Raw genomic sequence first — 22,251 nt, 5'->3', positions numbered from 1 at the left:
TTAAGTTTGTAAGGATTAAGGAATAAGTTTTTCAGGATTAAGTTTTTTGTTTGCGAGCTTTTTGATTTTATCAAAGCATTGGGCTTTCAGCTAAAATTCTCGCGTGAAAAAACTCTCGCCTGACATCATCGCTGAGAATCGCGCTGCGCGCTTTCATTTCGAAATTCTCGAAGAATTCGAAGCGGGTTTGGTCTTGACCGGTGTCGAGACGAAATCGCTGCGCACGAATCGTCCGCGTCTCGCAGGCAGCTTCGTCAAAGTGCGGCGCGGTGAATTGTGGCTGACCGGGCTCGAAATTCCGATTTACCAATTCGCCAAAAATCAGCCGCACGAAAAAGCGCGTGACCGCAAGATTCTGCTCAATGCGCGCGAGATCAAAACGATTGAAAAAAGTTTAAACGAAAAAGGCGCGACGGTCGTCGTGCTGAATCTGCATCTGGCTCACGGTAAAATCAAAGCCAAGCTCGCGCTCGCCCGCGGCAAGAAAAAATGGGACAAGCGCGAGACGATCAAGCAGCGTGATGTCGAGCGCGATTTGCGTCGCGGAGTTAAGAGTTTCTAACTGTTTTGTTGGCTTTAGTCTTCTTCCGGAGTGCTTCGACGACTGGTCGAATTTCAGCTCGCAGTTCTTCAATGGAATCCAGGAGGGCGTCTTTGGCGGCAATCGCATGAGGAACTCCCTCGGGGATTATTTGATCCATATTTTTAGCTATGAATGCGAGTTGATTTTTTAACTCAAAAACTGTTTGCGAATTTTTCCTTACCATCTCAGCAAGATTTTCAATTGGTGTTTTACGCAATTTTTGCTCAAGAGTTAGCTCTTGTTTATTAGGAGTAGCTTCGTGAGCTCGAGAGAGAGGATGTAGATACATTGTCTAAAAATTTGAAGACTATATTTTAGGCAAAGTAATTTTTTTCGCAAGTCGTGTGTAGGTGGAGATTCGAAGTGGTGAAACTTATCTTTAATTCATACGAGTCGTTGTTCGGATTGCTGTTCGGATTTCTGCAGTCTCAGTTTCAAGCGCAAGAATTTTTTCTACGAGGCTGAGTCTGATTTGATTATATGCGTCGAATTCGACATCGCTCATTTGGGATATTTCACTTATTTCGCTCAATGAATTTCCGTCGCCCTTGAAAGCCAGCATGGCTAAACCAAGCTCACGAGATTTTCCTTGAAGCGTAGTCGCAAGCGCAGTCAAATTTTCGTCCGGAGCTTTCTGGAGTTGATTCATTAGGTTCGGAGGGTCATGGGTCAGTTGGTTCGGATGGTCTTTGAGTCATTAAGTTGCTAAGTCGCTGAGTGAATTTTCTAAAATCGCGCCGGTGCAAAGTGCTGGGTTAACGGCAGGTGTGCATCAAGACTCAAGGCTTAAAAAATCCAAACGCTGGAAATTTAAATGGTTTCTCCGAATTCTTCGCGTGCTAGCTCTCGTAATTTTTGGTTTGCTGTTTGGCGTTGTTCGATGATCATAAGCGCACCAACATCCCTTGCGAAATTATCTTCAAAAGAGGCAAAGCCGTCGTCGTCGCCGATTTGTAATTCAGGTTTGACGACACTGTTTCGAGAGTTGTTTCTCAGCTGTGCGATGGTAGTTTCATTCATTTGGACAGTCCGACGAATACTGTCGAGGGTGAGAGCAGGGCGCTTGCTTAGGGTTTCTTTGGTCATAAATGCAGGTTTTTCTCAGCTTAGTTTTTTCGCGAATTGTGATTCATGGGAATTACAGAATTACCCCAAATCTTTCGCGAGCTTCTTCTTGGATTTCTAGATAATATGCCTCGAGTTCTCCAATTCGCTTTTCAGTGTTTTCAGTGAGTTCAAGTTTTTTTAAATCATCTTCCAGTCCTCCAATTGGAAGTCCAGTTTGTTCGCCTTCGGCTTGCTTTAAGCTAGCCTCAAAATTACTTCTTAGTTGCGTGATGCCAGCGTCGATGACGCGAAGGGTTTCTGCGTAATCAGCAAGTTTAAGCTCGGGGCGTACCTCGGCAATTTCTTCGAGTTTAAATTCTTCAGTCATCTTAAAAAATTAAAGACTGTATTTTTAGGTAAATCTATTCTTTTTGCAAATCGCGTTTCGCGAAGCACGAAATTCGGCTAAACTCACCCGGCTTTTATTTCTCAACTCTTAACTTAATTCTTACAAACTTACTCCTTAGTTCTTAATTCTTACTCCTTACACCTTATTACTCCTTACAAACTTAATCCTTACCTCCCAATGCCCAAACTTTTCATTCCTGGACCGACCGAAGTTTTTCCGGCGCAATTGCAGGCGCAGACGCGCTCGATGATTGGTCACCGCGGCAAAGCATATGCGGCGCTGCATGCCTCGATCGAAGAACGGCTCAAGAAAATCATGTTCACGCAGAATCGCGTTTTCATTTCCACTTCGTCTGCGACGGGTGTGATAGAAGCCGCGCTCAAAAATTCCGTGAAGAAGAAAGTGCTCGTTCCCGGCAATGGTGCTTTTTCCAACAAGTGGGCGGAGGTCGCGGAAATGTGTGGCATCGAGGCTGTCCGTTTGAATTACGAATTCGGCAAAGCGGTCAAGCCGGAAGATGTCGAAAATGCCTTGAAAAATGATTCAGAAATCGATGCGGTGATGTTCACGCATTCTGAAACTTCGACGGGTGTTTTGTCCCCACTGAAAGAAATTGGTGCCGTCGTCAAAAAATTTCCGAATGTCGTTTTGCTTGTCGATGCTGTCTCGAGCTTCGCGGCGACGGAGATTCGCGTCGATGAATGGGGAATTGATCTCCTGCTTTTCGGCATGCAAAAAGCTTTGGCTTTGCCATCGGGTTTGGCATTTTGTTCCGTCACACCTGAGATTCTCGAGCGTGCGAAAAATCAGCCGCAGGGACGCAAAGGCTATTACTTCAATTTCACTGAGTGGGAAAAAGCGGCGGAAAAAAACAACACGATTATCACGCCGGCGGTGAGTCTCATGTTCGCGCTGGATTTCCAATTATCCGAAATTGAGAAAAATGGCGGAATCGAAAAACGCTGGGCGGATCATTCCGAGATGCAAAAAATTACGCTGGATTGGGCGGCGCGCCGTGGCATCAAATATTTTTCCGAAGAGGGTTTTCATTCGCCGGGAGTTTCCGTGCTCGAGAATTCACTCGGCTGGAACATCGGTGAATTGAACGCGAAGCTGCAAGCCAACCACGATGTCGAGATTGCGAATGGCTACAAAGACTTGAAAGAAAAAACTTTCCGCATCGGACACATGGGCGATCACACGCCGGCTGGAGTTTCAGAATTACTCGCCTGGATCGATGGACTCACGGAATAGGGGATAGGGAATAGGGAATAGGGAAGCCCTGAAAAAATAGGGAATTTTTACAATTTTTAATTTTATAAATAAATCCTAAATCCAAAATCCAAATTTTTAAAAATTAGAAATTGAAATTTATTTAAAAATTACAAAATTAAGAATTAAAAATTACCCTAATTTTGTGCAACTCAAACTTCGAATTAGTTTCGAGATTCGCGCGGCGAATAGGGAATGTTCCATGCTGTGAGTTCCATGTTACTTGCAGCAGAGAATTGGTAGTGGGTGGGCTGCGGCGCAGCTTGAGACAGTCGGGTAGCCATTGAAGACTGTGCCGAGTCCGGTTTCGCGTGTCCAGCCACCACAGTCATTGATCTCATTTGCACTGGAAGCGTAGTAGCTCACCGTGAAAGTACTGACCCAGCCGTAGGTGCCAGCTTCAGGTCGACCGTAGGCTAAATCAGTGGCGATACACATTTGTGTGCCGGAGCCGAATTCGGCGGCACATTTATTGTCACCACCGTCGTAGCCGCCGACGCCGCTACCAGAATATCTTTTCGTAGTTGCTCCGATGAAAGTTCTGAATCCGGCTGGGCCCATCGCACCGACATCGCCTTTGGCACCTGTGTCGCCTTTTTGACCAGCTGGCCCTGTCAGTCCGATTTCGCCTTTGTCACCTTTGGGACCGATGGGACCGACGGGACCGGCTTTTCCAATCGCGCCAGCAGGACCAGTCAATCCAATGTCGCCTTTATCTCCTTTCGGACCAATCGTACCTACATCGCCTTTGTCTCCTTTCGCTCCAATCGCGCCGACATCACCTTTGTCTCCTTTCGCACCGACGGGACCGACGGGTCCAGTTTTTCCAATCGCACCGGCGGGACCAGTCAATCCAATGTCGCCTTTGTCACCTTTCGGTCCAATCGCGCCGACATCACCTTTGTCACCTTTCGGTCCAATCGCGCCGACATCACCTTTGTCTCCTTTCGCACCGACGGGACCGACGGGTCCAGTTTTTCCAATCGCACCGGCGGGACCGACATCGCCTTTTTCTCCTTTCGGTCCAATCGCACCGGCGGGACCGACATCGCCTTTTTCTCCTTTCGGTCCAATCGCGCCAGTCGCACCTTTCGGTCCGACGGGACCCACTGGCCCGGGTTTTCCAATCGCACCGGCGGGGCCAGTCACACCGACATCGCCTTTGTCTCCTTTCGGACCAATCGCGCCGACCGGTCCAGCGTCGCCCTTGTCACCTTTCGGTCCAATCGCGCCAGTCGCACCTTTCGGTCCGACGGGACCCACTGGCCCGGGTTTTCCAATCGCACCAGGCAGACCGGCCGCACCAGTCGTGCCCTTGTCGCCTTTGTCTCCTTTCGGTCCGATGGGACCGACTGGCCCGGGTTTTCCAATCGCTCCGGCAGGACCAGTCGCACCAGTTGCTCCTTTCGGACCGATCGCGCCAGTTTCACCTTTCGGACCGACGGGTCCAATTTTTCCAATCGCGCCGGCGGGTCCAGTATCGCCCTTGTCTCCTTTCGGTCCGATCGCTCCTTTCGGTCCGATGGGACCGACGGGGCCTACTGGTCCGGTCTTTCCAATCGCTCCGGGTAGACCAGTCGCGCCAGCTGATCCGGTTTTTCCAATCGCACCGGCGGGGCCAGTCGCACCGACATCGCCTTTGTCTCCTTTCGGTCCAGTCGCACCAGGCGCACCGGCTGGACCTACCGGTCCAGTTTTTCCAATCGCTCCGGCGGGACCAGTTGCACCGACATCGCCTTTGTCTCCTTTCGGTCCAATCGCGCCAGGCGCACCTTTCGGTCCAATCGCTCCGGCGGGACCAGTTGCACCGACATCGCCTTTGTCTCCTTTCGGTCCGACCGGACCCACGGGTCCAATTTTTCCAATCGCACCCGCAGGACCAGTTGCACCGACATCACCTTTGTCGCCTTTCGGTCCAATCGCGCCCGGCGCACCTTTCGGTCCGATTGCACCGGCAGGACCAGTCGCTCCGGTTGCACCAGTTTTGCCGGAGGCTCCGGTTAGACCGATTTCGCCTTTTTCTCCCTTCGGTCCGACGGGCCCCATCGGTCCAGCAGGTCCGATTTTGCCGGGAGCTCCGGTCGCACCAGTCGCTCCGGTTGCACCAGTTTTGCCGGGTGCGCCTGCTGGTCCCATCTGTCCGGTCGCGCCAGTCGCACCGCTGGCTCCGGTCGATCCGGGGGGACCCTGGAGATTGACCCATTCACCCCAAATTCCGCTTGGTTCCAATAATCGCAAATAAGTACCGCTCCACTGGTGTTCGGACGGAGCGACGATTTTCAGATTTTCTGCCGGAGCTGTCGCCGTGGTTTTAGTCGGAGTGGGGCTTTGCTGAAACCAATTTGGCAGGTTGAGCGCAGAGGCAGGAATAACCGTAGCCAAAAAAACAATTGATAAAACGGCTATAATTGCCGCATTTTTTTGGAAAAATGTTTTTGTCAGTTGGAAGAAATAATTTATTTTGGAGTGCATTTGGATCAAAATTAAATTTACCTTCTGCGAGATTTTAACAAAATAAAAAATAATTTGGATTTTCGAAACTAATCCAGATAGAATGCGCTCGCATTTTTTAACTTTTTAAAATGAATTTCAAAAAAATACTTGCGGTGGCAGCTATCGCGCTTTCGCTCGCCAGCTGCAGCAGTGGACTTTCCAGCACGGAAGCGAAGGATTTCGCGCAAAAATTTATCAATGAAGATTTGCTCTCGGGCGGCATGACTGCCGAGGTCACCAATGCCGAGAAGGGTTCGGGATTTTGGAATCTCGACATCAAGCTTTCCGATGGTCGCGAAGTGAAATCGCTGCTTTCGCTGGATGGCAAGATTTTTGTCCCGGAGGCGATTTATGTTGACGAAGTCAAAGCGGCAGCCGAGACAGCCGCCACGGCGCAGACCGAAGCACTCGCCAATTTACCGAAATCCGCCAAACCAGTCGTCGAACTTTTCGTAATGAGTTATTGCCCCTACGGCACACAAGCTGAAAAAGCGATTATCCCGGCGATTGAAGCACTTGGCGACTCAGTCGATTTCCAGCTCAAATTCGTGAATTACGCGATGCACGGCGAAAAAGAAGTGACAGAGAATTTGCTGGAATACGCACTCGCCAAAAATTATCCGGATAAATTGATTCCTTATTTGAAAGAATTTCTCAAAGCGAGTGACTCGACGGCGGCACTCGCAGCTGTCGGAGTCTCGCCAGCCGACCTTGCCGCGACCATCGCCGCGACTGACAAGGAGTTCCAGATTACCGAAAATTTGAACAATCAAGACTTGTGGCGCAAGGGTCAGGACGGTACGCCGACTTATCCGAATTTCAACATTGACACCGCTGATAATGAAAAATACAGCATCCAAGGTTCACCGACTTTGATTATCAACGGTCAGGCTGCCGAAGGTGACAGGACACCAGCCGCGATGCTCGCGACGATTTGTGCTGCCTTCGAAACTGCGCCTGAATCTTGTGCGACTGAGCTTTCGTCGGCTTCGCCATCGGCTGGGTTTGGCGAAGAAGTGCAATCAGCTGGTGCGAGTGGAGGCGAATGTTCCTAAACTCTGCTAAAATCCGCGCACCCCTTTTTCAAAAATAATTCCTTTCGCAATGCTTTCTAAAACTCGCACCCGCAAACGGGCACGGACTCACGGCTTCCTTTCCAAGATGCGCACTTCGGGTGGTCGCAATGTCATCGCGCGTCGTCGCGCCAAGGGCCGCGCGAAAATCACAGTTTAATGCTTTCTTCAAAGTTCCGTCTCCGCAAAAAGACGGAGGTGGACGCGGTTTTCCGACGAGGCACGACGATTGCAATTCCGGAACTCGCGTTCCGTTTTCTGCCGAATACGCTCGACCATTCTCGTGTCGCTGTCTTAGTCGGCAAGAAATTGGCAAAACGCGCCGTCGATCGTAATCGCATCCGTCGTCGCTTGCGCGAGATTGTGCGCACTCATTTCGACCGAATTCCGCCCAGACTTGATTTGCTCGTCATCGCGCGCGAACTCAAACTGCGAGAAATCAACTTTGCAGAGGTCACTCAAAAATTTCTCACACTCGCTGCCAAGATTCATTAATCAGCCAAAATGGATAAGCAAAAATTCCTCAACTACGCCCTCATCGCGATTATCGCGATTTTGCTCGTACAAACTTTCGCGCCGAAAGCTCCATCGGAAGCTGCTCCCGCGGAAGACCTCCAGATCGTCGGTACTGCGACCGTCACGACTGGTTCGGCGGTGACGATTTCACTCAAAAATAATACTGCCGCGCCACTTACGCTGCCGAGCGATTGTCCGAGTGAACCGTTCATTGTCTCCCAATATACCAATGGCGCCTGGCAGCCGATTACTGCGCTGGCAGCAGCGGGACGCTGTTTGACGGAGTCATTCGTGATTGAGCCGGGCGCGCGCATCTCAGTCAATTATCAGCCGTGGCAGCGCGAACTTTTCGCAGCAGTCGGTCGCTACCGTATCGAGATTCCGGTTGGCACCAAAACTTTCTTGCATGAAGTTGAGATCAAGGCTCCGAACATTATTGGTCAAGTTTGGCGCGTGACTGTCTATCGTCCGATTTACAATTTACTCGTCGGGTTGACTGATCTCGCCGGTCACAATTTCGGCTGGGGAATTATTTTGCTGACGATTTTGATGCGCGCAATTCTTTTCGTCCCATTCCAAAAAAGCCTGAAATCCCAGCGCCGCCTCCAAAAGATTCAGCCGCAGCTCGATGAAATCAAAAAACGCTACGAGGGCAATCAGCAAATGATTGCGATGGAGACGATGGCGTTGATGAAGAAAAATAATGTTTCGATGTTTGGCAGCTGCCTGCCGATTTTGATCCAGATGCCTTTTTTGCTTGCGTTGTATTGGTCGACGCGCGATGGACTCGGTGAAAATACTTTTGTTTACCTTTATTCTTTTCAGTCCAATTTCGACCTTGCGGCAGTCTCGACCAATTTTTTCGGACTCAATCTACTCGATACTGGCACGCAATTTTATTTCGCGCTCCCGATCTTCCTCGCCGTCACGCAATTCATCCAAATGAAACTCGCGCTGCACCACGCCAAGAAAAGTCAGTCGGACAACAAGAAGAAAGGTGAGAATGCGATGGCGGACGCGATGCAGGACATGAGCAAAATGATGCCTTATTTCTTGCCGGCGATGATTGGTTTCTTGTCCATTTCTTTACCGACGGCGGTTGGGATTTACTGGGGCACATCGACGCTTTTCGGCATCGGGCAACAGCTTATCGTCAACAGGCAGATCAAATAAATCATAAGTATTAAATCATAAGTATTAAGCTCTTAAATCAGTTAATTAAAAATTTTTCCAACATGGAACTCCAAATTTCAAGGTTTTGAAAAGTTTGCATAATTTAAACATTGGAATTTATTTGGAAATTGTTGCTTGTAAATTGGAAATTAAAACGCATCTAATTTGCTCAATCTAATCTTAATTATCACTATTAGAAAATTTATCCTTTAATTGATTTCAACCATGGAACTCCAAATCAAAACTTTGACCGAGGATTTTCTGGCGGGCTTGCAGCTCGATGAAGCCAGCTGTTCGGTCGTGCGTCGCACGGAAACCGAGGGCGAAGAGCTCGAACATTATTTCGTGCAAATCAAAACGACTGATGCGCCGCTTTTGATTGGTCGGCACGGCGACAATCTCGAGGCTTTCCAGCACCTGCTGCGGCTTGCGGCAAGCAAAAAAGCGGAAGAATTAAATCGCCGCGTCACACTTTTCGTGGACATCGACGGTTATCGCAAACGCAAAGAAGACGAGGCAGTCGAGCTCGCGCTGCGCCGTGCGCAGCAAGTTCGCACGACGGGCAATCCGATTAAGTTGCCGCCGATGGACGGATTTCTCCGCCGACTCGTGCACCTCGAATTGGCCAAGCCGGAGTGGGGAGATGTCACGACCGAGTCAGCCGGTCGCGCTGGATTCCGCGCCGTGGTGATTAAAAAAAGCTAAAAGCTTTTTTGGTTTGAGCGGTTCAAATTGTTTGAGTTGTTCGAAGTGTTTGAATGAAAGTTTTTCAAGTTTCGTAATTTCCAAGCTTCAATTCTCCGCATCATAATCTCCAGCGTTTGGATTTTTTGAGCTTTAAGTCTTGATGCACGCTTGTCGTTCCGAACCAATGACCCTCCGAACCAATAACCCTCCATGTCCCTGAGATTCCGGTTTAAAGAGCTTTAAGGACAAATAATCATTATAATCTTCAAAGCTCTTTATTATCCTTAGAATCATCAGAATTTTTATTGCCGGAATCGCTCTCGACGCGTTGACTGAAAAAACTGCGCTTGCAGCAATCGACGATTTTTTGGCTGGACGGATTTCAGCTAATCAAAAAATTCAAGCGGCGTGGGGGAGTGTGCGGGGAGCGCCGAAATTTTTGCTCGTCACGCCGAATCCCGAAATTATTCTCGCGGCGCAAAAAAATTCCGCCTTCAAAAAAACGCTCAATTCTGCCGCGCTGGCGACTGCCGACGGTGTCGGACTTTTGTGGGCAGCTCACTTTTTAGCCTTGAAAAAAAGGAATTTCTTGACGCTCATTAGCTCGCTGCTGGCGATTCTTTTGCGTCCGATGAAAATTCGCGACATTTTGCCGGAGCGCATTACCGGTACAGATTTGTTTCCCGCGATTCTCAAAATCGCCGCGCGGCGCAAGAAAAAAGTTTTTCTGCTCGGTGCGGCGGAAGGTGTCGCGGCAGGATTGAAAATCAAATTTGAGTCTGCAATTCCAGGACTTGAGATTGCCGGGACTTTCGCCGGTTCGCCCGCCATCGAAAATGAAAAGATGCTGCGCGCGAAAATTGACGCATCGGGCGCGCAAATTCTTTTCGTCGCTTTCGGCGCGCCGCGACAGGAGCTGTGGCTCGCGCGCAATTTACCGCTGCTCAAAACTGTGAAATTTGCCGCGGGAATTGGCGGTGCCTTCGATTTCCACGCTGGCAAGATCGCACGCGCTCCCCAGATTTTTCGGCGACTCGGGCTGGAATGGCTGTGGCGCTTGCTACGCCAGCCGAGCCGTTTGCCGCGCATTTGGAATGCGACTTTCCGCTTTGTTCGTTTGGTTTGGCGCAGTCGGAATGCTTGATTTGCGACAATAGATTCCCACTTTCGTGAGGATAAGGTTTGCAATTTTTCTCAAATTTTGGTAGAATATACTCGTTCCTTTACTGAGATTGTCTCTTCTCCTGGTTGCTTAGGTAGCTAGCAGAATCTCAATCATTCACTCGGTCATCCTCGGATTACTGAATGAAATCAGGACTGGAGCCAAAAACAAAAATAGCTCAGCCAAATAGGTCGAGCTATTTTTGCGTTAGCAGCGTTTGCATTTTCTGCTTGAAATCTCTAAAATCGCGCGGCTCTAATTTTTTCCAATGAAAACCGGAATCCACCCGAAGACGCAAAAAACGACTGCGACCTGCAGTTGTGGCGCGACATTTGTTTTTAATTCGACGGCACTCGAGATCAAGACTGAGGTCTGCTCGGCTTGCCATCCTTTTTACACTGGCAAACAGAAGTTGGTCGATACGGCTGGTAAAGTCGACAAGTTCCGTGCGCGTATGAAGACAGCGGAAGCGGCGCAAACTTCCAAGAAGAAAACGAAAATTTCTGAGAGTGTGCGTTCCGCTGCGGCGGCGAGTTCCGTCGCGCGCGTGAGTGCGGTCGATTCCGCCAAAGCTGTGAAGAAAGTGAAATCGGCAGTGACGAAGCGCGAACTCGCAAAAGCGAAATTAGAAGAGAATTTGAAAGCGCAAAAAGAAACTGAGAAGCCAGCCGAAGAAGCTGCGGCGCCAGAGCAGACGGCAGCTTAATTTCCGCTAAAATCTTGGCGTGCAAATTATTCGAGCGGATCACGCGGGTTTTTGTTTCGGTGTGCGACGCGCTGTCGAGCTGGCGCGTTCGGCGAGCCGTGATTTTCAAAAAGTCACGACGCTCGGCGAGCTGATTCACAATCCCGAAATTTTGGAAGAACTAAATTCGCGCGGCGTGCGGGCGATTTCCGCCATCTCCAAAATTCGCGAGGGCGTCGTGGTCGTGCGTGCGCACGGGATTTCGCAAAAAAAACTGGCAGTGCTACGCAAAAAGAAAATTAAAATTGTCGACGCGAGCTGTCCCTTCGTCCAAAAAATCCACCGTGAAGTTTCACTTTTCGCCGCGCAAAAAATTCCGGTCGTGATCCTCGGTCGGCGCGGTCATCCCGAGATGCGCGCAGTCGTCGAGGATTTTCCGGCGGTCGAAGTCCTGCAAAAAATTTCACCCAAACGCTTGCAAAAATTCGCCGGTCAAAAAATTGGCGTGCTGGCGCAAACGACTGAAAATCCCGAGAATTTCGCGCAATTAATTGCTGCGTTGGAAAAAATCGGCGCGCAAATTATTGCCCGCGAGACGATTTGTGGCGCGACGCTCGAACGCCAAAATTCTGCCCGTTTACTCGCCGAAAAAGTTGATGCCGTCGTCGTCGTCGGTGGTCGCAAGTCCAATAACACGAAAAAACTTTTCGAGCTCGTCGCGAAAATCCGCCCGGCTTTTTGGATTGAAAATGAAACGGAAATTTGTCCGGGTGATTTCACCAAGTTCAAAAAAGTCGGCGTGACGGCGGGCGCCTCGACGCCGGAGTCGACGATTCGAAAAGTCGAGGAGAAACTATCTCAAATTTCAAATTAAAAATTTCAAAACAAGCTTGAAGATCAAATTTCAAAATTAAAACTTGTTTTCAAATTTAAAACTTATAGCTAAAAACTATAATTCAAAATAATCTACGCGCTCCTAACCATGCCGTTAACGGCATGGTTAAAAATGTACGCGTGTTGTTTTGCAGTTGCTTAGCTATAGAATTAAAAATTCTTTTGCCGGTTTGCCGAACGCTGGAAAAATTGTAAAATAATCCTGTTTTAACGCCTCCAAAATGCTCGGCAAAAGAATTCGTCTCGAAAGAATCATTGACCGCAATTCCGGCAAAACGGTAATTTTGCCGCTGGATCACGGTGCGGGCATGGGTCCGATTGAAGGGCTCGTCGATTTGAAAACGGCGGCTGACGCAGCGGCGGAAGGCGGTGCGAATGCGGTGCTTGGTCATCTCGGTCTCGCTTTGCACGGTCACCGCAGCGCGGGCAAAGACATTGGTTTGATTCTGCATTTCTCAGTCTCGACTGAATTCAATCCGACCGACGGCGATGCGAAAGTCTCAGTCAATAATGTTCAAACTGCTTTGAAATTGGGCGCGGATGCGGTTTCGATTCACATCAATCTCGGCTCGAATACTGAGGCGGCGCAGCTCTACTCTTTCGGGCAGATTGCGACCGAATGCATCGAGTGGGGAATGCCGCTCCTCGTCATGGCTTACCCGCGCGGACCGAAGATCGAAAATCCGAACGATGTCGAGAATGTCAAAAAAGTCGCGCGCATCGCGGCGGAGCTCGGCGCGGACATTATCAAAGTGCCGTACACTGGCGATTCCAAATCTTTCGAGCAGGTCGTGCGCGGTGCGCTCGGTGTGCCAATCGTGATTGCGGGTGGCGCGAAAGGCGACGATCTCGCGGCGCTCAAAAATGTCGAAGGTGCAATTGCCGCGGGCGGTGCGGGAGTCGCGATGGGTCGCAACGCTTTCCAGCACAAAGACCCGGCGGCTTTCATTCGCGCGACAGCAGCCGTCGTACATCGTGGTATCTCAGCGGAAGCGGCAGTGAAGGAGTTTTTGAAATAATTTTTTGACAGGAATATATTTTTTTGTCAAAATACCGGCTTAAATTATTTCAATGGCGGAAATTTATGTTCGCGACATTGACGGTTTTGGTCCACGACTTTTGGACAGCGAGCTGCTTGCTAAAATTTTTAAATCACGAGGATTTAGGCTGGCAAGAAAATCTTACGGGCGAGTGCTTTCAGTTTTGAGTGAGCATTCGCGAGATCGGGACGACGGACCATTTTTACCGGAATATATTCTGTGGGTCGCGAAAGCGGTGCGTGAAGAAATTCGCAAGATCCAAAAAGCTCCCACGGGTTTGGAGCTGGAGCCGACCAAAGATTTGTTTGAAAAAATTTTAAACGATGCCACCAAGGGTTTTCACGCTGATCGCGGCAAAATTATTATTTCCAGAGCGGCTTGGGAAAATTTTCGCGAATTAGATTCGCGAGAATACAGTGAAAGAGTTTTTCGGCAAATTATTGCTGAGGCTGTTGCGGAGCGTCGCAAGGTCAACTCAGATCGAGGCATCGAAATTCGTGCGCAAATGCGTGACATTCGTAAACAACTTACAGACTGTTATTGATTTCACTTTCCTGAGGTTTTCGCGCAAAATCGGCGGGATGTTGATTCTTGGAATTGAAACAAGTTGCGATGAGACTGCGGCTGCCGTCGTCGAAGACGGCTCGCGAGTTTTGGCGAGTGTGATTGCTTCGCAAATTGCCATTCACCGCAAGACGGGCGGTGTCGTGCCGGAAGTTGCGGCACGCGAACATGTTGGCAAAATTATGCCGACGATTTCTGAGGCTTTGAAAAAAGCTAAAAAATCATTCGCGCAGATTGACGCGATCGCGGTCGCGGCGGGTCCGGGGCTGAATTCCGCGTTGCTCGCAGGCGTTGTCACTGCCAATACTTTGGCGGCTTTTTCCGGCAAAAAACTAATTCCGGTCAATCACATCTTTGGGCACATTCGCGCGAATTGGCTCGAGCGCGATGCCCGCCAAATTCAATTTCCGATCGTCGTGCTGACGGCGAGCGGCGGACACAATGAATTAATTTTGCTCAGAGATTCCAAATCCAAGCCGAAACTTTTGGGCGAGACTTTGGACGATGCGGCGGGTGAGGCTTTCGACAAAGTTGCGCGTTTGCTTGGCTTGCCTTATCCGGGCGGACCGGAGATCGAGCGCATGTCCAAACTTGCGAAAAAGCCTGAGAACTTACCGCGGGCGTGGTTGCTGCCGAAAGACATCGCGCGCAACTTCGATTCAATCGAGGTCGGGGAGCGGCTGCGTGTGGGTAAATTGCAGCTGCGTAATTTTGATTTTTCTTTTTCCGGGCTGAAGTCGGAAATGCGACGACGCGTTCAGAATTCACCCAAATTAAAAAAAGCTGAACTCGCAAATCTCGCGGCTGGTTTTCAGGAAAGCGTTGTCGATGTGCTCGCGACTAAGACTTTTTTGGCAGCCAAACAATTTCACGCCAAAGAAATTCACCTCGCGGGCGGTGTTTCTGCGAATTTGCAGTTGCGTGCGCGGTTCCAAAAATTTGCGACTGAGCTTGGAATCGAATTTCGCCATCCTGCAAAATTTGAATTTTGCACTGATAACGCCGCGATGATTGCCGCCGCCGGTTTCTGGCTGCACGAAAATTCGCCTAAAAAATTCGCTAAAATGGCTGTTGTCGATCCGAATTTAGCAATTTGAAAATCTCCGTCATCATCCCGACTTTCAATCGCGCCGAGATTTTGCGGCGGACTTTGAATTTACTCGCGGTGCAAACTTTCACTGACTTCGAGGTGATTGTCGTCGACGACGGTTCGAGTGACGGGACGCCGCGCTTGCTGAAAGAATTTCAAAATAAGGTTGATTTCCCGCTCCAATTTTCCTCGCAAAAAAATTCTGGGCAGGCGGTGGCGCGCAATCGTGCGCTCGTTCAAGCTTCTGGCGCAATCATTCTTTTCCTCGGTGACGACATGTTGCCGCAAAATAATTTGCTCGAAGTCCACGCCAATTTTCACCAAAAATTTCCCGCTTCAAATTTCGCCTGCCTCGGGCTTGTGCGCTGGCATCCCGAGCTGCGCGTCACGCGCTTCATGCGTTGGCTCGAAAAATCCGGCGCGCAGTTCAAATTCTCTGATCTCGCGCAAAATTCCGAGACGGACTTTTGGCGTTTTTACACCGCGAATTTGTCACTCAAAAAAATCTTTCTCGGTGCGGCAAAATTCTCTGAGCAATTCTCCGGCTGGGGATTCGAAGATGCCGAGCTGGGTTTTCGTCTCGCTAAAAAAGGCTTAAAACTCCTTTTCGAACCGGAGGCAGTGGTCGAACATTTTCACGCGATTTCCGCGGACTCACTCGCTGCGCGCCAGTTCGCCGCCGGTCAAAATTTAGTCGTGTTCCAAAAACTTCATTCGGAAGCTGCGATTCTTCCAGCTGGTGCGAAATTGTTTTTCCAAAAACTGGCGGCGACGCTTCTACAGTTCACATTTTACGGGCGGGCGAAAAAGGCTTTTCTCGCAGGAATTGCCGAAGCGCGTCGGGAAAGTTAAAATTCCTCGCGAATGCAAAAAAAACTTTTGAAAATTCTCGCGGTGATTGGTGGTCTGATCGTCGTGTGGCTTTTGCTTTTCCTGATTTTTGGTCGCCCAAAAGCGGATCCAGGTAAGACGCTGGAATTTTGGAGCGTCTTTGATTCCAGTGAAGACATCCAGCCCTTGCTCGACGACTTCACTGAAGAGACTGGGATTAAAGTTAATTATCGTAATTTCACAGATTTAAACGATTATCGCGAAACGCTTTTGATTGAATTGGCGGCAGGAGAGGGTCCGGATGTTTTCGTGATTCACAATACTTGGCTGACAAAATACAAAAATTTTTTACGAACATTGCCAATCGAGCTGGGTTATCCGCTCACCAATGTTTCCAAGGATTTTGTCAGTGTGGTCGGAGATACGCTTTTACTCAAAGACGCTGCGGGCATAGAGCAGCTTTTTGGTCTGCCAATGTATGTAGATTCGCTCGGACTTTTTTACAACAAAACTTATTTCCGCAATGTACTCACGAAGGCTTACGCTGCCCCGGAATTGACTTGGGAGGGCGTGCGCGACGACTCCGTCGGGCTCACGCAATTGCAGCCAAATTCGTCGACGGGATTTCGTTTGGCGGGCATCGCGCTTGGGCGTGCGGATAATATCTCGCGTGGTGTCGATATTTTTTACAATTTGTATCACCAGTTTGGCGGTGGCGATTTACTCGCCGAAAGCTCGTCCGTTTCGAATAAAATTGTCCTCGCGGCACTCGATTTTCTGACCAGCTTTTCGCGGAATCCGCTCAACCAGGAATATTCGTGGAATACGAATATCACTGTGGATCTGCCTCAGCAGGAAATTTCCGCTTTCGTGCATGGTCGGGTCGCGATGATTTTGGGATTTTCCTATTACTACGATCAAATCAAAGCCTCACTTGGTGTGGGCGACAATTCAATCACGCTCGACGAAGTCGGGGTCGCGCCACTACCGCAAATTGGCGATCCGCTTCTAGGCAATGCGAAAGTCGCCGTGGCAGATTTTTTCACGCTCGCAGTCGCGAAGTCTTCCGCCTCACCGGTCGAGGCTTGGCGCTTGATTCTCGAGCTGACTTCGCGCGAAGCAGAAGAAAAATATTTTCAGGCGACCAAAAAACCAACCTCGCGCCGTGATTTGATTGACTCGGAAAGAGCCGATCCGGCAGTCGGAGTTTTCGTTGATCAGGCGGTTTATGCTGACACGCTGGAGCTCGCCGCTGACACGGTTTTCGATTCGGCTATTGCGAGCGTGCTCAATCGTATTTCTGACGGCACTCTGACACCCGCTGCTGGTGCGAGTGAACTGACAGAGATTTTTAAAAATCCACTCGTAAAATCCGAATAATTTCCGAGTGCTGCGAACGCGAGTTTCGAAACCCAGAAGCATGAAACATGGAGCACGAAGCATGGAGGGAATTTTCAAATTTACGATTTTCAAATTTTCAAATAAAACTCAAGGCTCAACTCAAAAGTTAACCCACCACTTAAGTGGTGGGTTAACGGCAGGTGTGCACCAAGACTCAAGGCTCAAGAAATCAAAACGCTGGAAATTCCAGGGTGAAGAATTGGAGCCTCAAAATTATTTCGTAAATTACGAAACTTGAAAATTCGAAAATTTTTCACAGCTCAAGTCGCGAATTAGTTTCGAGATTCGCGTTGTGGGGTAAAATTTCCGCAATGCGTTTTTGGCGAAAAATTTCGCGGCCGAATTTTCTCCGTCTGGCGCAGATATTTTTCGGGCTTGCGCTTTTCGCTTTGCCGCTACGGATTCGTTCGCTCGTCTATTTTGGTGAGTCTTACGCTGGTGGCTTCTTCGACGAGTATCTCGCTTTCTTCGTCCAGGCGAGCGAAATTTTATTTCTGATTTCCTTTGTCCTGCTCGGGCTCGCGTTCGTCTTCGCGCAGGTTGAGCCGGAAATTCCTTCGCCTAGATTGCTCGCACCGTTTGCGCTTTTGCTCGCGGTTGAAATTCTCGTCGTCCCATTCGCGCACGATCCGCTGCTCGCCTTGCTGGAGTTTTGGCGCACGCTCGAATTCGCCGCTGCCGCTTTTTTCATCGCGTCCGGCATTTTCGGCACGCGCTCTGTCGTGCGTATTCTGGCTGCGGCGATCTTTTTTCAGTCTGCGCTGGCAGTCGCACAATTTTTCGCGCAGGGTGATCTCGGGCTGCATTTTTTCGGCGAATCATTTTTCGACACGACGACTTTCAATATCGCCAAAACTTCTGCGGCGAACGGCGAGACCTTGATTCGCGGCATGGGTACGCTCGCGCACGCGAATATTCTCGGTGGGCTCGCGGCGTTGACATTGGTCGCGCTGACGAATTATTCACGCAAGCATCCGCTGGTTTACTTCGTCTCGGCTGTTATTTTCGCTGGTCTGTTCTTTTCCTTTTCGCGCGCGGCGGCGCTGGCTTTTTTCCTCGCGCTTGGTGCGCTTGTCATTTTTCAATTTCGCCGCCGCATTTTTTCCGCCGCTATTGCTGTTGGGCTTTTTGCGCTGCTGCTGATTTTTTTCGGTGCGCCGTTTTTCGCGCGCTTTGCCGAATCTGCGCCGAGCTCGCCGACGCGTTCCGCGCAAATTGTCACTGCCGTCACGCTGGCTCGTGAAAATATGCTCGGCACGGGACGGGGGAGCTTCACTGCCGCGCTCGTGACGAAATTTCCCCAGCTTGATTTCTACGCGGTTCAACCGGTTCATAATTTTTTCGTACTGAAAACTGCGGAGGAATCTATTTTTACAGCAGTTGCGTGGGTTGTGATTTTCGGCACGCTCGCTTTTTTCGCTTTCCAAAAACAGAAATTCGAAGCGCTCGCGCTCGTCGTCGCGGCTTTCACGCTTGCGAATTTCGACCACTATTTCTCGACGAATTTTTCCGGCGAGGCGTTTCTCTGGCTTGCGTTTGGCATCGTCGTCAGTGCGATTTCCGCCAAACCAAAATTCGAGAAAAGCGCAGTCAAATCGGCACAGTAATTTTCCACAAAAAAACAGCCACCCTAAGGCAGCTGTTTTTTAAATGAGAGTTAGGTTAACTCTGGCGGATAATCCTGAAATAATTAGTATTTCAGAGCATTGCCGCTCAATCCTGATATTCCAGCTCCGACCCATTTGATGTTACTAGTATTTGAGTCGCCCCACCAGAAGTTGCCTGAGTCAATCGCGCTGCCAAGGAAAATACTTGGAGTGAGGAGGTCATCTTTTCCGGCTTCGTCGACAATTAGTTTGGTTGTGTCGAGCTGCAGCGTAAAGACTTCACTTATGCCCTTGGTGATTACCTTTGAACTAACTGTCGAGCCAAAGTCAAAAGTGATTGAACCACTAGATGCATTTGGGATTTTCACTAATCCAGTTGCGATTGTCGTGCCGCCTGATTTGAGGTAGGCAGTGAGCTCGTTGTTCCATGCTGGATTCAGGCTTGCATCCGAGCTGAGGTCGATTTTGATCTGATTGAGATAAACATTTTCAGTGGTACTCGCAGAAACAGTGAAAATGAAAAAGCCGTCAGCAGAGGCAGTCGTGCGGCTGCCAGTCGGGCTGGACGAAGCGAGCATCACGGTCGGTTTGGTTTCGTAAACAGTCATCTCGTTTCCCCACAAAGTCTCTGTGAAGCCAGGATTGGTAACCTTCGTTCCAGCAGCTTGATCGATTGCCTCGAAACCAGCAGCCAAGAGTCCGATTTTGATTTTACCGCCGCTCTTTGCTCCGCTATTGATTGAGTTTAAGTTTGCCTCGACCTGGAGAGTTTTTTCGCCGTTTGCTGGGATTGTTAAATTCAGTCCGCTGAATTCAGCGACATGGTTTGTCAAATAGCCATTTTTCTGTGAGCTGCCATTATGCAAAATCAACGAGATGATATTTTCGTCATTGCCAGAGTTAGTAATCTGCAATTTATTGATTACCACCTCTTTGCTTGAGGTGATTTTTAAATTTGTCAGGTGAACCGTGTTCGCACCTGCGACCAAGATGTCTGCAGGAGGAGTGTCGTTCGCGATTGCGATATCTAGCGATGGAGTTGCAGGGGTAATAGGTGGTGTTGGCACAGGTACACAAGTATTTTCGTTCTTCACGAAACCAGTAGCGCAAATATACTCGCAAGATTGCGTTCCAATGCTACAACTAGTGACGAGTTTTGCCGGCGTATCAGTGTTTAGGCTAGAGTTGTTTCGGCACGAGCTTGAATGCGCTGGCACGGCGGTGCAATCAAAAGTGTTTTGAATATATCCACACTTTTTCGCTGATGTGCAGCTTGTCACTAGCATCTTAGGTGTGTTTGCAGTCAGACCAACATCAGCCATTGGGCACATAGTGGTGTTAGGAGGGGTAGCGCCAGTGCAAGAATGAGTAATTATCACCGCTGGTTTTAGTGTGATGTTTTTTGTGAAGGAGTTATTATTTTCGTTTGATTCAGGAATTGTATTACTGAAATCAACTGTAGAGGTCAAAATAACATCTGAATTAAAAACAGCATCTTTAAGACCGTAAGAAATTTCCCCATTTTCTGAAATAGTTGGTCCACAGGCAATTAAGCTGCCTATCGATAAATCGGTGCTCTGTAGCCCGTCAATAATTGGAGTGGCAGACTGAATCTTCAAATTATTTAAGTATAAGCATTCTCCCGGAGCAACTTGAACAGCCTCATTGCCGATGTTTTTAATTTTCGTTCTAATTTCACCATTAAATTTTTCACCTTTAATTGGTATGTTCGGGTAAAAATAAATACCTTTAACAACCAGGTCTGGTTTTTGAGTCTCTTCATTTTTTTTGCACGCTCCAGCATCGACACCATTTTTACATTTGATTGTTTTTAGATTGACTCGGTTATTGTTGCAATAATATTCCAGAATGGAAGTTTTATTCTGATTGCGGTCAGTATATTTTTGAGTAAATGTTCGACCGAAGAAATTAAGTGTCGCTGTGACAGTCCCTTTTTGCTCGGCATTGATTCCTCCATCGCTGTCTTGGCAGGTTAAGCTAAAACGGCTGATCGGATTGGTAATTGAAGCTGGATGAGAGGTCGCTGTAGAACTACCTGTGTTGTTTCCAGTGTCTGTAGCTGTCGTAGCTCCCGATTGACCAGAGCCTGGTGTTGTCGCAGTGGTCGTCGCATCAACACATTTTGGCGGACCAAAGCATCCATTCGCATCTTTCGGTTGAGGTACAATCGTCCCATTGGCGCACCAGTCTGGAGCGGGAGGCGAATAAGCTGGGCAATCTATTGGGCTGGTATTTTCCGAGGAGCGAGTCGAGGGTTCTTGGTTCATCCGACTTACTTTCGCCGAGAGTACGCTCCCAGAAAGAAAGGTCATGGCGGCAGCAGTCACGAGTACGAGAGCGAAGGCACCAGCTGTTAATAGTGCTTTGTTTTTGGTTATTTGTTTTTGCATTTTTGGTTGGTTAGAAGCTATATTCTACTATATTATTGAAAATAAAGCAAGCCATTCTAAACCTAATTTTTATAGCCCGAAAATCAATTAGAATTTTGCTACAATCCCTACAGAATTTTAATTCTCCAAAAATGCTCGGTACACCGCTCACTGCTACTGCGACCAAAATGCTCTTACTCGGTTGCGGCGAGCTCGGCAAAGAAGTTGCAATCGAGGCGCAGCGACTGGGCATCGAGGTCATCGGTCTCGATCGCTATGCGAATGCACCAGCGATGCAGGTCGCGCAAAAGGGTTTTGTCATTGACATGCAAAACTCATCCGAGCTGCGCAAAATTATCGAACGCGAACGACCAGATTTCATCGTGCCGGAGATTGAAGCGATCAATACCGAGCTGTTGCTCGAGCTGGAAAAAGAGGGTTTCAATGTGATCCCGACGGCGCGTGCGGCGCATCTCACGATGAATCGCGAGGGGATTCGGCGGCTGGCGGCGGAGGAATTGAAAATCAAAACCGCGCGTTACGCCTTTGCGGAAAATCTGGCAGAGTTCCAAAAAGCCGTCGCGGAAATTGGAATTCCTTGTGTCGTGAAGCCGATTCAGTCTTCGTCGGGTAAAGGTCAGTCCACAATCAAATCCGCAGCTGACATCGAAAAAGCCTTCGCTTATGCACTTTCCGGCTCGCGCGGCAAATCAGAAAAGGTCATCGTCGAAGCCTTCGTCAAATTCGACACGGAAATTACTTTACTCACGGTGCGGCACGCCGGCGGAATTTCTTTCTGTCCGCCGATTGGTCACATCCAAATTTCCGGCGATTATCGCGAGAGTTGGCAGCCGCAAACTTTTGCTCCCAAAATTCTTGCGCAGTGCGAAGCGATTGCGCGCGCGGTCGTCGAAAATCTCGGCGGGCGGGGAATTTTCGGTGTCGAGCTTTTCATCGCTGGCGACGAAGTCATCTTTTCTGAGGTTTCGCCGCGACCGCACGACACGGGACTCGTCACTTTGATTTCCCAAAACTTGTCCGAGTTCGAGCTGCATGTGCGGGCGATTCTCGGGCTGCCGATCCCAGAAATCCGCAACCTGCGCCCGGCGGCATCGCGCGTGATTCTCGCAGCCAAAAACTCCGAAAAGATTTCTTTCGAGGGAATTGAGAAAGCACTAGTCGAGCCAGACACTTCGATTCGCCTTTTCGGCAAACCGAATTCACGACCAAATCGGCGACTCGGCGTCTGTCTCGCGGCGGACGATTCGACTGAAAAAGCACGGGAAAAAACTGCACGGATGTTGGAGCAGATTAGAGTTATCGAGGGATAAAAA

23 protein-coding genes are annotated in these 22,251 nt (G+C 49.2%); 17 read left to right on the top strand and 6 right to left on the bottom strand.

The genetic code is table 11. From position 1 onward, the window contains the following. The first annotated feature begins 103 nt into the window (after positions 1-103). The gene (gene smpB / locus WCV72_02510; protein ID MFA6458240.1) at positions 104-562 is read left to right on the top strand and encodes an SsrA-binding protein SmpB; all 459 of its coding nucleotides are present in this window, start codon (positions 104-106) and stop codon (positions 560-562) included. On the opposite strand, the gene WCV72_02505 is transcribed toward smpB, so the two are convergent. The 4 genes from WCV72_02505 to WCV72_02490 all read right to left on the bottom strand — a co-directional run bounded on the left by WCV72_02505 (position 549) and on the right by WCV72_02490 (position 2,018). Next, complete coding sequence (locus WCV72_02505; protein ID MFA6458239.1) at positions 549-872, bottom strand: hypothetical protein; 324 nt, start codon at positions 870-872, stop codon at positions 549-551. The genes smpB and WCV72_02505 overlap by 14 nt on opposite strands. A 90-nt stretch (positions 873-962) precedes the next feature. Next, entirely contained in the window at positions 963-1,232 is a 270-nt protein-coding gene (locus WCV72_02500; GenBank protein MFA6458238.1) for a hypothetical protein, read from the bottom strand. A gap of 161 nt (positions 1,233-1,393) precedes the next feature. Continuing rightward, entirely contained in the window at positions 1,394-1,669 is a 276-nt protein-coding gene (locus WCV72_02495) for a hypothetical protein (GenBank protein MFA6458237.1), read from the bottom strand. 52 nt (positions 1,670-1,721) lie between these two features. Then, positions 1,722-2,018, bottom strand: coding sequence for a hypothetical protein (locus WCV72_02490; protein MFA6458236.1), 297 nt, complete (start codon positions 2,016-2,018; stop codon positions 1,722-1,724). Between the two features lie 198 nt (positions 2,019-2,216). On the opposite strand from WCV72_02490, the gene WCV72_02485 reads away from it, so the two are divergent. Beyond that, a complete protein-coding gene (locus tag WCV72_02485; protein ID MFA6458235.1) occupies positions 2,217-3,293 on the top strand; it encodes an alanine--glyoxylate aminotransferase family protein in 1,077 nt (358 codons plus the stop codon). A gap of 237 nt (positions 3,294-3,530) precedes the next feature. Here the strand turns inward: WCV72_02485 and WCV72_02480 are convergent, their stop codons facing one another. Beyond that, positions 3,531-5,693: a hypothetical protein gene (locus WCV72_02480; GenBank protein MFA6458234.1), complete on the bottom strand. Its 2,163-nt coding sequence runs from the start codon at positions 5,691-5,693 to the stop codon at positions 3,531-3,533. Positions 5,694-5,893: 200 nt separating this feature from the next. Here WCV72_02480 and WCV72_02475 point away from each other — a divergent pair, with 200 nt between their 5' ends. From WCV72_02475 to WCV72_02410, 14 genes are all read left to right on the top strand, one after another. Continuing rightward, positions 5,894-6,859 (top strand): hypothetical protein, encoded by a 966-nt coding sequence (locus WCV72_02475; protein MFA6458233.1) that lies wholly within the window; start codon positions 5,894-5,896, stop codon positions 6,857-6,859. A 49-nt stretch (positions 6,860-6,908) separates the two neighbouring features. Further along, complete coding sequence (gene rpmH, locus WCV72_02470) at positions 6,909-7,037, top strand: 50S ribosomal protein L34 (GenBank protein MFA6458232.1); 129 nt, start codon at positions 6,909-6,911, stop codon at positions 7,035-7,037. Next, positions 7,037-7,372, top strand: a complete 336-nt coding sequence (rnpA, locus tag WCV72_02465) for a ribonuclease P protein component (protein MFA6458231.1) — start codon at positions 7,037-7,039, stop codon at positions 7,370-7,372. Before rpmH ends, rnpA begins: the two co-directional genes overlap by 1 nt. 9 nt (positions 7,373-7,381) lie before the next feature. Next, positions 7,382-8,566, top strand: coding sequence for a YidC/Oxa1 family membrane protein insertase (locus tag WCV72_02460; protein MFA6458230.1), 1,185 nt, complete (start codon positions 7,382-7,384; stop codon positions 8,564-8,566). 225 nt (positions 8,567-8,791) lie between these two features. Next, complete coding sequence (locus WCV72_02455) at positions 8,792-9,271, top strand: R3H domain-containing nucleic acid-binding protein (protein MFA6458229.1); 480 nt, start codon at positions 8,792-8,794, stop codon at positions 9,269-9,271. Between the two features lie 310 nt (positions 9,272-9,581). Continuing rightward, positions 9,582-10,397 carry a WecB/TagA/CpsF family glycosyltransferase gene (locus tag WCV72_02450; protein ID MFA6458228.1) on the top strand — a complete coding sequence of 272 codons (816 nt, stop codon included), beginning with the start codon at positions 9,582-9,584 and terminating at the stop codon, positions 10,395-10,397. Positions 10,398-10,683: 286 nt separating this feature from the next. Further along, positions 10,684-11,121: a 50S ribosomal protein L31 gene (gene rpmE, locus WCV72_02445; GenBank protein MFA6458227.1), complete on the top strand. Its 438-nt coding sequence runs from the start codon at positions 10,684-10,686 to the stop codon at positions 11,119-11,121. A gap of 19 nt (positions 11,122-11,140) precedes the next feature. Further along, positions 11,141-11,974, top strand: a complete 834-nt coding sequence (ispH, locus tag WCV72_02440; protein MFA6458226.1) for a 4-hydroxy-3-methylbut-2-enyl diphosphate reductase — start codon at positions 11,141-11,143, stop codon at positions 11,972-11,974. 241 nt (positions 11,975-12,215) lie between these two features. After that, on the top strand, positions 12,216-13,013 hold the full coding sequence (locus tag WCV72_02435; protein ID MFA6458225.1) for a class I fructose-bisphosphate aldolase family protein: 798 nt from the start codon (positions 12,216-12,218) through the stop codon (positions 13,011-13,013). Positions 13,014-13,065: 52 nt separating this feature from the next. Beyond that, complete coding sequence (locus tag WCV72_02430; GenBank protein ID MFA6458224.1) at positions 13,066-13,578, top strand: hypothetical protein; 513 nt, start codon at positions 13,066-13,068, stop codon at positions 13,576-13,578. A 37-nt stretch (positions 13,579-13,615) separates the two neighbouring features. Next, positions 13,616-14,695, top strand: coding sequence for a tRNA (adenosine(37)-N6)-threonylcarbamoyltransferase complex transferase subunit TsaD (gene tsaD, locus WCV72_02425; GenBank protein ID MFA6458223.1), 1,080 nt, complete (start codon positions 13,616-13,618; stop codon positions 14,693-14,695). Next, complete coding sequence (locus WCV72_02420; GenBank protein MFA6458222.1) at positions 14,692-15,540, top strand: glycosyltransferase; 849 nt, start codon at positions 14,692-14,694, stop codon at positions 15,538-15,540. The genes tsaD and WCV72_02420 overlap by 4 nt, the downstream gene beginning before the upstream one ends. Positions 15,541-15,552: 12 nt before the next feature. Next, complete coding sequence (locus WCV72_02415; GenBank protein MFA6458221.1) at positions 15,553-16,899, top strand: extracellular solute-binding protein; 1,347 nt, start codon at positions 15,553-15,555, stop codon at positions 16,897-16,899. Positions 16,900-17,231: 332 nt separating this feature from the next. Further along, entirely contained in the window at positions 17,232-18,527 is a 1,296-nt protein-coding gene (locus WCV72_02410; protein ID MFA6458220.1) for an O-antigen ligase family protein, read from the top strand. Between the two features lie 83 nt (positions 18,528-18,610). Here the strand turns inward: WCV72_02410 and WCV72_02405 are convergent, their stop codons facing one another. Next, on the bottom strand, positions 18,611-20,938 hold the full coding sequence (locus WCV72_02405) for a CARDB domain-containing protein (GenBank protein ID MFA6458219.1): 2,328 nt from the start codon (positions 20,936-20,938) through the stop codon (positions 18,611-18,613). Positions 20,939-21,069: 131 nt separating this feature from the next. Between WCV72_02405 and purT the strand changes: the two genes are divergently transcribed. Next, on the top strand, positions 21,070-22,248 hold the full coding sequence (gene purT / locus WCV72_02400; GenBank protein ID MFA6458218.1) for a formate-dependent phosphoribosylglycinamide formyltransferase: 1,179 nt from the start codon (positions 21,070-21,072) through the stop codon (positions 22,246-22,248). Positions 22,249-22,251: the final 3 nt, after the last annotated feature.

The sequence above is a fragment of the Patescibacteria group bacterium genome (assembly GCA_041665585.1).
Taxonomy (GTDB): Bacteria; Patescibacteriota; Gracilibacteria; order JAHISY01; family JAHISY01; genus JAHISY01.
Note: the sequence above shows the minus strand (reverse complement) of the source record. Positions and strands in the feature narration are given on the sequence as shown.